The organism is Clostridium sp. AF27-5AA, from assembly GCF_003478415.1.
Taxonomy (GTDB): Bacteria; Bacillota; Clostridia; order Lachnospirales; family Lachnospiraceae; genus Otoolea; species Otoolea fessa.
In genome coordinates this window covers 63,545-75,788 of record NZ_QUFH01000007.1, presented here as the reverse complement: position 1 = coordinate 75,788, position 12,244 = coordinate 63,545, and the positions used below count along the sequence as shown (strand labels likewise).

Below are 12,244 nucleotides of genomic sequence, written 5' to 3'. Positions count from 1 at the left end.
AGCAGGAGGGAGACTGAGAATGTTTCAGCCAATCGAAGAAAATGTTTCAGTATATAAGAAGGTAGTCGCACAGATCCAGGAAATGATCATGCACGGCGAATTAAAAAAAGGTGACCGGCTTCCGCCGGAGCGCCAGTTAGCCGAGATGCTCGGAGTTGGGCGACCGGCGCTCAAGCAGGCGATCAGTGCGCTGGAAGTGCTGGGGATTATCCGCAGCCGTCAGGGAGACGGCAATTATATTACGGCGGACACGGTCGAGGTGATCAATCCGCTGGCAATGCAGTTTTACTTAAAAAACGGCAAGATGGATGATATTCTGGAATTCCGCTATATCATGGAGGTGCAGATGGCGTCGCTTGCGGCCGCCAAGATCACGGAAGAGGAGATAGGGGAGTTTCAGGCGCTGATGGATTCGATGAAAGAGGCGATTGCGGGCGGAGCCGATCTGAAGACGCGCCAGTATTACAATAACCTGTTCCATTTCCGGGTGGTGAACCTTTCTGGAAACCAGCTGATCCGCCTGATTTATTCGAGCATCATGGATCTGGTGTCGGATCAGATCCGCCAGACGGACGGCATGTATTTCTATGAGAGCCATCTGAAGATTTTCGAGGCAATCAAGAACCGGAACCCGAAAGAAGCGGCGTACTATATGGCAGAACACTTCCAGAATAAGTTCCCAAATTATCAGTATTATATGGATGTTCATGCGTTGTAGGAAATTGTAGGAAAGAAGAGAACGGAGGACAAGTATTTCATGAAAAATGACTTATTCACAATCGGCAGCATCACGATCCACGGCTACGGTCTGATGATTGGCATCGGCATTATCGCTGCGTATTACCTGGCAGAGTACCGGGCAAACAAGCGGGGGATGGATGTCGATATGATCCTCTCGATCGCGATCTGCGGTGTTGTATGTGGAATTTTAGGTGCAAAACTTCTGTACTATGTCACAATCTTTGACGAAATTCTGGCAAACCCGAAGAAATTGTTAGATATCAGCGATGGATTTGTTGTGTATGGCGGCATCATCGGCGGCGTGCTGGGCGGCTATGTGCTGAGCCGGATCAAGCATATTTCCTTTTTCCAGTACGCAGATCTGGTCATGCCGTCGGTTGCGCTCGCGCAGGGCTTTGGACGGATCGGCTGTTTTCTGGCTGGCTGCTGCTACGGTATGCCGACCCACAGCCATTTTGCGATCGTGTTCCACGATTCGGACTTTGCTCCGAACAACATTCCCCTGGTTCCGACCCAGCTCATCTCAAGCGGTCTGGATTTTCTGCACTGCCTGCTGCTTCTTTATGCGGCGAAAAAGTGCAAAAAACAGGGGCAGGTGGTATCCCTGTATCTGATCTGCTACAGTCTGGGACGCTTCGTGCTGGAATTCTTCCGGGGGGATTTGAACCGGGGATCGGTCGGATCCCTATCAACTTCACAGTTTATCTCACTGTTTATCTTTGCGGCGGGCGTGGCGATGTTTGTGGTTTGTGGGAAGAGGACAGAAGTACCGTTAGAAAAGTAAAAATTTTTAAATGTCAACCCAAATAAAAATCATTCTTGACATTTTGCCAAAATTGCTGTATGATACCTCTGATATGGAAAATCTTAACATTTTAAGAGTCATCCATGCAAATATATCTGACCACCTGTGAAACAGGGAATGGCCATACGGACAGCCGGGTCAAATGCCGATTGGCAGTGCGAACTGCCCTATTGATTGAGTTAAAAGCTCAATTTTATAAGTTGGTTACTTTACAACCAGTGCTCATGCACATCAACTTGTAAAACGGTCAATAAGAGTGGTAAAAGTAGATATTTGCTATATAGACTCTGAATGTGAGATTTCTGTGGATAAAAAGGTTTTGCAGTATATGCGGTAAATAGAGACAAGGGAAGATTTCGTAGCTATACGGCAGATTTGTAAAAATAGAGTGAAGCAGAAAAAGAACGTTTTGCGGATGATGTGGAGACACGTCATCCGCTTTTTTTCATAGGAAATTACGTCCTATGAAAAAAACGCTCCGCGAGGATGCGCACTCGCGCGAAGCAGAAACATGTCGCAAGCGACCGCGCTCGGCGCGAGAATGTGCCAAGGCACATTCTTTTTTATGTGTAATAGGAAATTCCTTGGAATTTCCTATTACATGATCAACACCATTTATATTTCAGGAGAAGGAAGATATGGATCACAGCGAAAAATTAAAATTATACGGCTTTAATAACCTTACAAAGGCGCTTAGCTTTAATATCTATGATGTCTGTTATGCCAAGACACCGAGGGAGCAGAAGGATTATATTGCCTACATTGATCAGCAGTACAATTCGGAACGTCTGACCCGGATCCTAACGTCGCTGACAGATATGATCGGGGCGCGGGTATTGAGTATTTCCCAGCAGGACTACGATCCGCAGGGGGCTTCGGTCACGCTTCTGATTGCGGAAGGCTCTATGGTGCCGGTGCAGGGGGAGACGCAGGTGGCGCATCTGGACAAGAGCCATGTGACCGTCCATACCTATCCGGAATACCATCCGGAGACCTGTCTGGCGACCTTCCGGGTGGATATCGATGTGGCGACCTGCGGGGAGATCACGCCGCTTTCGACTCTCGATTATCTGATCGGTTCGTTTGATTCGGACATCATCACGATGGACTACCGGGTGCGCGGGTTCACTCGGGATGTGGACGGAAAAAAGCTGTTTATGGATCGTGAGATCCGCTCAATTCAGGATTATATCTCCAAGGAAACGCTGCGGCGCTACGATGTGGTCGATATCAATGTGTACGAGGCGAATCTGTTCCATACCAAGATGATGCTGAAAGAGATCGATCTGCAGAATTATCTGTTTAAGACAGATGTCTATGAACTTCCGCCGACCACCAGGCTCAGTATTATGGACAGCCTGCGGCGGGAGATGATTGAAATTTTCAGCGGAAGAAATGTGTTTTAAAAGAAATGCTTTTTGAGAGGAAAGAGAATGGTTTGACTGGAAAATACCGCGAAAACCAGGGAAATTCGATAGAAGAAACGAATGAGTGATTTTCAGGAGGGACGGCAGATGGAAGAAGAGAGAAGGAATCTGGAGCCGGGCGTCGGACGGAGTGCACGGCGCAGAAAGGAAGCTTCAGGACCGAAAGAAACGGGGGGAGGCAGTCGAAGAGATGACGCGCTGACCCAGGAGCGCGCGCCGATCTATGAGGCGCTGGAAGCATTTCAGAAGATGCGCGTGGTGCCGTTTGATGTGCCGGGGCACAAGAGGGGGCGCGGCAACCCGGAGCTGACGAAACTTTTAGGAGAGACCTGCATGCGGCTGGACGTCAATTCCATGAAGCCGCTCGATAACCTCTGCCATCCGGTGTCCGTCATCGCGGATGCGGAGCAGCTGGCGGCTGAGGCATTCGGGGCGGCACACGCATTCCTGATGGTCGGCGGTACGACATCGGCGGTTCAGAGCATGGTGCTGACGGCAGTCAAGCGGGGCGAGAAGATTATATTGCCGCGAAATGTCCACCGCAGCGTCATGGGCGCCATGGTGCTTGGAGGCGCGGTTCCGGTCTATGTGAATCCGGCGGGTGATAAGAGACTGGGGATTCCTCTTGGAATGCGTGTGGAAGATGTGCGCCGGGCGATCAAGGAAAATCCAGATGCTAAGGCGGTGTTTGTGAATAATCCGACGTATTACGGCATTTGTTCGGATCTGCGCTCGATCGTAAAGCTGGCACATGAGCATGGGATGTTGTGTTTAGCTGATGAGGCACATGGAACCCATTTTTATTTCGGGGAAAATATGCCGGTTTCCGCGATGGCAGCTGGGGCGGATATGGCGGCGGTTTCGATGCACAAATCGGGTGGAAGCCTGACGCAGAGCTCGATTCTTCTGACGGGGCCGGGTATGTCCGCCGGGTATGTCCGCCAGATTATCAATCTGACGCAGACGACGAGCGGTTCCTACCTGCTCCTTTCCAGCCTCGATATCTCCAGACGGAACCTGGCGCTTCGCGGGCGTGAGGCATTTAAGCAGGTGGTGGAGCTGGCGGAGTATGCGAGAACAGAAATCAACCGGATTGGCGGTTATTATGCCTATTCGAAGGAGCTGGTAAACGGCGACAGCATTTATGATTTCGATGTGACCAAACTTTCAATTCACACGCGCGATATCGGGCTGGCGGGGATCGAGGTTTATGATCTTCTCCGGGACGAGTACGATATCCAGGCGGAATTTGGTGATCTGGGAAATATTCTGGCATATCTGTCCATCGGTGACCGGCAGCGGGAGGTAGAGCGCCTGGTCAGCGCACTGGCGGAGATCAAGCGCCGGTTCAGCCGGGATAAATCGACGCTGATGGATTTTGACTATATTGACCCGATCGTGGCGATGTCGCCGCAGGAGGCATTTTATGGAGAAAAAGAATCCCTTCCGATTCGCGAGACAGCCGGGCGTGTGTGCAGTGAGTTTGTCATGTGCTATCCGCCGGGCATCCCGATTCTGACGCCGGGCGAACAGATCACGGAAGAGATCATTGACTACATTGCGTATGCGCTGGAAAAAGGATGTTCAATGACTGGACCGGAGGATCCGGGGATTGAGCGCCTGAATGTGCTGAAATAGATAAGCAGTAGATAGAAAGGGGAAAATTATGAATTTCTGGTTTTCAGAGAATCATACGCCAAATGTAAAACTTTCCATCCGGGTGGATCGCCAGCTTTACAGCGGAAAGAGCGAGTTTCAGCGGATCGATGTCTTTGACTCGCCGGAATTTGGGCGGTTTCTGACTTTGGATGGATATATGATGCTGACGGAAAAGGATGAATTTATCTATCATGAAATGATCACGCATGTGCCGATGGCAGTGCATCCGTTGGTCAAAAAGGTACTGGTAATTGGAGCCGGGGATGGAGGCGTGATCCGGGAGCTGACCCGCTATCCGGAGATCGAGCACATCGACATGGTGGAGATCGACCCGCTGGTGCTGGAGGTCTGCCGGAAATATCTGCCAAAGACAGCGTGCCGTCTCGATGATCCGAGACTCTCGATCCACTATGAGGATGGGCTGAAATATGTCCGCTTTAAGGAAAATGAATACGATCTGATCATCGTGGATTCGACCGACCCGTTTGGACCGGGCGAGGGGCTTTTTACCCGGGAATTTTACGGGAACTGCTATAAGGCATTAAAAGAGGACGGCATCATGGTCAATCAGCATGAAAGCCCGTTTTATGCCGAAGACGCGGAGGCGTGCAAGCGGGCTCATAAGAGGATCGTGGAGTCATTTCCGATCAGCCGCGTCTATCAGGCGCATATCCCGACCTACCCGTCCGGGCACTGGCTGTTTGGATTTGCGTCGAAGAAATACCATCCGTTAAAGAATTTGGATGAGACAAGATGGAACCTGCGGGGACTGGATTGCCGGTATTATACGACGACCCTGCATAAAGGGGCATTTTACCTGCCGGCATATGTGGAGGAGATGTTAGAAGATGTTGAAGGCAAATATTGAGACGTTTCTGGCGTGTGACGCCAGCTATGAGAAGGCGGGGATCGTGCTCTACGGCGCGCCGTTTGACTCGACCACTTCGTACCGCCCGGGCACCCGGTTCGGCTCACGGGCGATCCGCTCGGAATCCTATGGGCTGGAATCGTATTCGCCGTACCAGGATCGTGATCTGACCGATTACGCCGTGTTTGACGCGGGCGATCAGGAGCTCTGCTTTGGCGATGCATCGTTAGCGTTAAAGGATCTGCGGGAGCGGGCGGCGGAGATAGCCGGGGATGGCAAGATCCCATTTATGCTGGGCGGCGAGCACCTGGTGACGCTGGCACCGGTGCAGGCACTGGCAGAGAAATATCCGGATCTGCATATCATCCATTTTGATGCACATACCGATCTGCGGGACGATTATCTGGGCGCGAAACTTTCGCACGCCTGTGTGCTGCGCCGCTGCTGGGAGGTTCTGGGAGATGGCAGGATCACGCAGTTTGGTATCCGCTCCGGCGACCGGGAGGAATGGCGCTGGGGAAAAGAACACGTGACGACGCATCCATTTATCGTGGATATGGAAGTCCTTCAGGAAACTCTTCGGAAACTGGAAGGAAAACCGGTGTATTTTACCCTGGATTTGGATGTGCTGGATCCGAGTGTGTTTCCGGGAACAGGAACGCCGGAACCGGGCGGAATCAGTTTTGAGGAACTTCGACGGGCAGTCACGCAGATCTGCAGTGCAGCTTGGATTGTTGGATGTGATGTGAATGAATTATCCCCGGCGCTGGATGCGTCCGGTGCATCGACGGCGGTGGCGTGCAAGATTGTAAGGGAGATGCTGCTGGCGCTGTTGGGAAATCCAAAGATTAAGTAAGAAATGTTTTTGGCGGGTCCCAAGGTCAAAAATTCTCCTGCAAGCAAGCTTGCGTCGAACTTCTGACCTTTTGACCCTGGTATCATCAAATAAAAGTGTGTGTTTGAGACATGAACTGAAAAGTGTTTGAACAAAAGTAAATGTGAAATTTGGATTATAAAATGGAACAAAAATAGAGTACATTTCAGAATACAGGAGGAAAAAAGATGGGAAAAGCGTTAATTATCGGATGTGGAGGCGTAGCTTCCGTAGCAATTCACAAGTGCTGCCAGAACAGCGAGGCATTTGAGGAGATCTGCATTGCAAGCCGGACGAAGTCCAAATGCGATGCGCTGAAAGAAAAATTAGAGGGAACCACCAAGACGAAGATCCAGACCGCACAGGTGGATGCAAACAACGTGGACGAGCTGATTGCCCTGATTGAGAAATTTAACCCGGATGTGGTGCTGAACCTGGCGCTTCCGTACCAGGATCTGACAATCATGGATGCCTGCCTGGCGACGAAGACCCATTATATCGATACTGCGAACTATGAGCCGGAGGACACGGCAAAATTTGAGTACAAATGGCAGTGGGCATATCGTGAGAAATTTAAAGAGGCGGGCATTACCGCACTGCTGGGAAGCGGCTTTGATCCGGGTGTAACCGGCGTATTTTCAGCGTATGCGCTGAAACATGAGTTTGACGAAATCAACTACATCGACATTCTGGATTGCAACGGCGGCGACCACGGCTATCCGTTTGCAACCAATTTTAACCCGGAGATCAATATCCGGGAGGTGTCGGCAAACGGTTCTTACTGGGAAGATGGACACTGGGTAGAGACGAAACCGATGGAGATCAAGAGAGAGTATGATTTTGACGGCGTCGGCATGAAGGATATGTACCTGCTTCACCATGAGGAGATCGAATCGTTGGCGCTCAATATGCCGGGAATCAAGCGGATCCGCTTCTTCATGACCTTCGGTCAGAGCTACCTGACCCATTTAAAGTGCCTGGAGAATGTCGGCATGACCTCGATCGAGCCGATTATGTACGAAGGAAAAGAGATCGTACCGCTGCAGTTCTTAAAGGCAGTTCTTCCGGATCCGGCATCCCTTGGTCCGCGTACCGTTGGAAAAACAAATATCGGATGCATTTTCCAGGGTAAGAAGGATGGAAAAGAGAAGAAGTATTACTTATATAATATCTGCGATCATCAGGAGTGCTACAAAGAGGTTGGTTCCCAGGCGATCTCCTACACAACCGGTGTACCGGCGATGATCGGCGCGATGCTGGTGATGAATGGAACCTGGCAGAAACCGGGCGTTTATAATATTGAAGAATTTGATCCGGATCCATTTATGGATGCGTTAAATAAATGGGGACTTCCGTGGAAGGAATCCTGGGATCCGGCACTGGTGGATTAAGGTAAAAATGCTTCCATTAAGAAAATGGTTTTATTTTGCGTTTTTTTAGGCGCAGGAAGAGAACGGACACGGAAGATGGAAGAAAGAAAGGAAGGAAAACAGATGCAGGAACGGGAGGCGGCTGGGGTTCTCTGGGACACGGCGGCGATCCGCACACCATTTTATGTGGTGGATGAGACGCTTTTAAAGAAAAATCTGGAAATTTTGAAGGATACGGCAGAGCGGGCTGGATGCCGGATTCTGCTGGCACAGAAAGCATTTTCCATGTATTCGGTCTACCCGCTGATTCGCCAGTATCTGTCGGGAACCGCGGCGAGCGGGCTTTATGAGGCACGGCTTGGAAAAACGGAGTTTGGCGGGGAGACCCATGTGTTTTCTGCCGCCTACCGCCCGGATGAGTTTGATGAGATTTTAAATTATGCCGACCACATCGTTTTTAACACGCCGGGGCAGGTGCTGAAATTCGGTGAAAAAGTAAAAAAAGCCGGAAAACAGGCGGGACTCCGGCTGAACCCGGAGTGTTCCACGCAGGAGGGGCACGCGATCTATGATCCGTGTGCGCCAGGATCCCGCATGGGGACGACTCTTTCGATGCTTTCGGAGGCTGGAAGCTTTGAAGAAACTATCCTTCCGTATCTGGATGGATTCCATATGCATACGCTCTGCGAGCAGAATTCAGATGACCTGGAGACGACGCTGCGGGCAGCGGAGGAGAAGTTTGGAGCCTGGTTTTCAAAGGTAAAATGGTTGAACCTGGGCGGCGGACACCACATTACGAGAGAAGATTATGATCGGGAACGCCTGATCCGTCTGGTGCGCGGGCTGCGCGAAAAATATGGGGTAGAAGTATACCTGGAACCGGGCGAGGCAGTTGTCTTAAACGCAGGATTTCTTGTGACTTCCGTGCTGGAGACGATGGAAAACGGCATGCAGATTGCAATTCTGGATACCTCGGCGGCCTGTCATATGCCGGATGTGCTGGAAATGCCGTACCGTCCGCCGCTTATCGGAGCGGGAGAAGCGGGCGAAAAGCCGTATACGTTCCGCCTGGGCGGACCAACCTGTCTTTCGGGGGACTGCATCGGGGATTATTCGTTTGATGCACCGCTAAAAGAGGGTGGACGGCTGGTGTTTGGCGATATGGCGCTCTATACGATGGTCAAAAATAATACCTTTAATGGAATGCCGCTTCCGTCGATCGTATACCGGCATGAAGATGGGACAGCGGAAGTGGTGCGGGCGTTTGGATATGAGGATTTTGTGGGACGGTTGTAAGTCTGGGGCGAGCCGAGGGATTGTATTTTTTTAATAAAAAGAGTAAAATGAAGAGACTTGCAGAAAGATTACAAAGAATGTCTGCGAGGACAGCCGTTACACAGTATGGAAATAACGGTTGCACAAGTTTTGGAGAATAAAAGGATAGAGAGATAAAGTTATGATACAGGATATCGCACCACATCGCTATGACAATACATACCACATTCAGAAACCTGGAGCACAGGACTACGTCTTCTGCATCCAGAAAAGCCGGATTCTTCTGCGTGAGACCGTGGAGGAACATGTGCTTACTATCCCGCGCCGGGAGGAAATTGAGGCGGCAGTTCCGGAACTGATGGATCGGGCGGTTTATCTCTTTTCGGTTGATGAGAAGCCGTATTTTCTGGTCAGTGTGCCGGAGAAAGAAGCGGAAGAGATTCTGGCAAAGCTAAAAGAAGGTGTTGGTCAGATGCCTGTTTCAGACAAAAATCATATGGAAGCTGGGAAGATGGCTTCTGGTGCACTGGAAGGGGCAGAAAAAGAGCCGGAGCAGCTTTGCTATGCATGGAAAACGTCAACCGACATCCGTGCGATGGAGCCAATGCACCAGGCATTTGCAGCGATCACGGCGGTGCAGCTGTGGCGCTGGAGACAGAGCCGTCAGTTTTGCGGACGCTGCGGGGCAAAGACGCAGGACAGCAAGAACGAGCGGGCGCTCGTCTGCCCGGTCTGCGGTCAGACGGAATATCCAAAGATTTCCCCGGCAGTCATCGTGGCGATCACGAACGGGAACAAACTTCTTATGTCGCGCTACCGCGTCAACCACAGTACCTACCGTGGGTATGCGCTGATCGCTGGATTTGTCGAGATCGGGGAGACATTTGAAGAGACCGTCCGCCGCGAAGTGATGGAGGAAGTCGGGCTGAAAGTTAAAAATATCCGCTATTTCAAGAGTCAGCCGTGGGCGTTTACTGATACGGAGATGATCGGATTTTTTGCAGAACTGGATGGGGATGATAAGATCCGGCTGCAGGAGGATGAGCTTTCTGAGGCAGGCTGGTATACGCGAGAGGAGATCCCGGACGATGCACGCCTCATCAGTGTCGGAACCGAGATGAAGATGTATTTTAAATACGGTCCGGACTGGGAGAAAAAGTGGCAGGAACACCAGAAATGATGTGTTGATATATCGTTAATGTACACAGGTAGGCACTTTTGGAACCGAAAGTGCCGTAAGAAAACGTGGTGGCAGCAGGAATTTGCCGTATTTAAATGCGGAGCCACGGCAAATTCCGTTACTGGGCACGTATGCGTGAACAGTAATGATATAGCTCTGGGGAATACTAGGCATTCCTTTTAATTAGTTGACAAACTGAGAATTGGTTGCTATCATTAAGGCAATACGAACAAGACAGAAGATCAAGGTGGGAAGATTGCATGAGCAGAATTGTGTTATCACTGCTGGTAGATAATACTGCCGGCGTTTTAAGCCGTGTGGCTGGACTTTTCAGCCGCCGCGGATATAATATCGAAAGTCTTACAGTTGGCGTGACCGCGGATCCGAGATACTCCCGTATGACGGTTGTATCGCTGGGCGATCATCAGGTTCTGGAGCAGATTCAGAAGCAGCTTGGAAAACTGGAAGATGTACACGACATAAAGGAACTGCGGGAAGGTCATTCCGTATACCGTGAGCTGATGCTCGTCAAGGTGAGAGCAAATGCAAACCAGCGGATGGCGATTAATGCAATTTCCGAGATTTTCCGTGCGTCGATTGTCGATGTGGGAAAAGATTCTGTCACTGTTATGCTGACAGGCGACCAGTCCAAACAGGACGCGCTGATTAATCTTCTGGAAGATTATGAGATTCTGGAATTAGCCAGAACAGGTCTTACAGGTCTTTCCAGAGGTGCCGATGATATCCGCTATCTGCCATAGTACATCAGTCGATAGACTGGATACAAGGCATTCAACAGGTTTACAAAGTTTGGTCCAAAGACGCACAGAGAGGCGCCGGTCTATGCTTTATAATAAATTTATTTTATTTTTGTTAGATCCAAGGAGGAAATGAAAAATGGCAGCAAAGATTTACTATCAGGAAGATTGTAATTTATCCTTATTAGAAGGACAGAAGATTGCTATTATCGGTTACGGCAGCCAGGGTCATGCACATGCCTTGAACTTAAAAGAGTCCGGATGTGATGTTATCATTGGTCTTTACGAGGGCAGCAAGTCTTGGGCAAAAGCAGAGGCACAGGGATTTAAAGTATACACCGCAGCAGAGGCTGCAAAACAGGCTGATATCATCATGGTCCTGATCAACGATGAGCTTCAGGCAGATATGTACAAGAAAGACATCGAGCCAAACCTGGAAGAGGGCAATATGCTTATGTTCGCTCATGGCTTTAACATCCACTTCGGATGCATCAAACCGCCGAAGAATGTCGATGTAACCATGATCGCTCCGAAGGCACCGGGTCACACTGTAAGAAGTGAGTATCAGGCTGGTAAAGGTACACCGTGCCTGGTAGCAGTAGAGCAGGATTACACAGGCAAGGCACTTGACCGCGCATTGGCTTATGGTCTTGGCATTGGCGGCGCTAGAGCTGGTCTTCTGGAGACTACATTCCGTACCGAGACTGAGACAGACCTCTTCGGTGAGCAGGCAGTTCTTTGCGGCGGTGTTTGCGCTCTGATGCAGGCTGGTTTCGAGACTCTGTGTGAGGCTGGTTATGACCCGAGAAATGCTTACTTCGAGTGTATCCACGAGATGAAGCTGATCGTAGACCTGATTTATCAGTCTGGTTTCGCTGGTATGAGATACTCCATCTCCAACACAGCTGAGTACGGCGATTATGTAACCGGACCGAAGATCGTTACCGCTGAGACAAAGAAAGCTATGAAGAAAATTCTGTCTGATATCCAGGACGGTACCTTTGCAAAAGAGTTCTTACTGGATATGTCCCCGGCAGGTCGTCAGGTACACTTCCAGGCTATGAGAAAGCTTGCTTCCGAGCATCCGTCTGAGAAAGTCGGCGCAGAGATCCGTAAGCTTTACAGCTGGAACAACGAGAACGATAAGCTGATCAACAACTAATCGTTTTTCGAATATAGGAAATCTTATACAGGGCTGCTGCAGGTTTGCAGCGGTCCTGTTTTTTTGTTTCATAGGAAATTCTTTGGAATGTTCTATTACACAAAAAGGCACATTCTTTTTATATG

The 12,244-nt window shown here is 50.1% G+C and carries 11 protein-coding genes; all 11 read left to right on the top strand.

Features of this window, described 5'->3' with window-relative positions; translation table 11 throughout:
* The first annotated feature begins 19 nt into the window (after window positions 1-19).
* The 11 genes from DWY89_RS08720 to ilvC all read left to right on the top strand — a co-directional run bounded on the left by DWY89_RS08720 (window position 20) and on the right by ilvC (window position 12,119).
* Complete coding sequence (locus tag DWY89_RS08720; protein ID WP_118468051.1) at window positions 20-718, top strand: FadR/GntR family transcriptional regulator; 699 nt, start codon at window positions 20-22, stop codon at window positions 716-718.
* A gap of 39 nt (window positions 719-757) precedes the next feature.
* The gene (locus DWY89_RS08715; RefSeq protein ID WP_117796442.1) at window positions 758-1,525 is read left to right on the top strand and encodes a prolipoprotein diacylglyceryl transferase; all 768 of its coding nucleotides are present in this window, start codon (window positions 758-760) and stop codon (window positions 1,523-1,525) included.
* A gap of 659 nt (window positions 1,526-2,184) precedes the next feature.
* Window positions 2,185-2,952 (top strand): adenosylmethionine decarboxylase, encoded by a 768-nt coding sequence (gene speD / locus DWY89_RS08710; RefSeq protein ID WP_118482030.1) that lies wholly within the window; start codon window positions 2,185-2,187, stop codon window positions 2,950-2,952.
* 81 nt (window positions 2,953-3,033) lie between these two features.
* Complete coding sequence (locus tag DWY89_RS08705; protein WP_270224102.1) at window positions 3,034-4,611, top strand: aminotransferase class I/II-fold pyridoxal phosphate-dependent enzyme; 1,578 nt, start codon at window positions 3,034-3,036, stop codon at window positions 4,609-4,611.
* A gap of 28 nt (window positions 4,612-4,639) precedes the next feature.
* On the top strand, window positions 4,640-5,500 hold the full coding sequence (gene speE / locus DWY89_RS08700) for a polyamine aminopropyltransferase (RefSeq protein ID WP_118482031.1): 861 nt from the start codon (window positions 4,640-4,642) through the stop codon (window positions 5,498-5,500).
* Window positions 5,481-6,356 (top strand): agmatinase, encoded by an 876-nt coding sequence (gene speB / locus DWY89_RS08695; protein WP_118524588.1) that lies wholly within the window; start codon window positions 5,481-5,483, stop codon window positions 6,354-6,356. The genes speE and speB overlap by 20 nt, the downstream gene beginning before the upstream one ends.
* A 206-nt stretch (window positions 6,357-6,562) precedes the next feature.
* On the top strand, window positions 6,563-7,765 hold the full coding sequence (locus DWY89_RS08690) for a saccharopine dehydrogenase family protein (RefSeq protein ID WP_022360539.1): 1,203 nt from the start codon (window positions 6,563-6,565) through the stop codon (window positions 7,763-7,765).
* Between the two features lie 102 nt (window positions 7,766-7,867).
* Window positions 7,868-9,040: a carboxynorspermidine decarboxylase gene (gene nspC / locus DWY89_RS08685; protein ID WP_118523571.1), complete on the top strand. Its 1,173-nt coding sequence runs from the start codon at window positions 7,868-7,870 to the stop codon at window positions 9,038-9,040.
* A 160-nt stretch (window positions 9,041-9,200) separates the two neighbouring features.
* Complete coding sequence (nudC, locus tag DWY89_RS08680; RefSeq protein ID WP_117796448.1) at window positions 9,201-10,199, top strand: NAD(+) diphosphatase; 999 nt, start codon at window positions 9,201-9,203, stop codon at window positions 10,197-10,199.
* Window positions 10,200-10,459: 260 nt separating this feature from the next.
* A complete protein-coding gene (ilvN, locus tag DWY89_RS08675) occupies window positions 10,460-10,960 on the top strand; it encodes an acetolactate synthase small subunit (RefSeq protein ID WP_022360536.1) in 501 nt (166 codons plus the stop codon).
* 136 nt (window positions 10,961-11,096) lie between these two features.
* On the top strand, window positions 11,097-12,119 hold the full coding sequence (gene ilvC, locus DWY89_RS08670; protein ID WP_107000119.1) for a ketol-acid reductoisomerase: 1,023 nt from the start codon (window positions 11,097-11,099) through the stop codon (window positions 12,117-12,119).
* Window positions 12,120-12,244 lie beyond the last annotated feature (125 nt).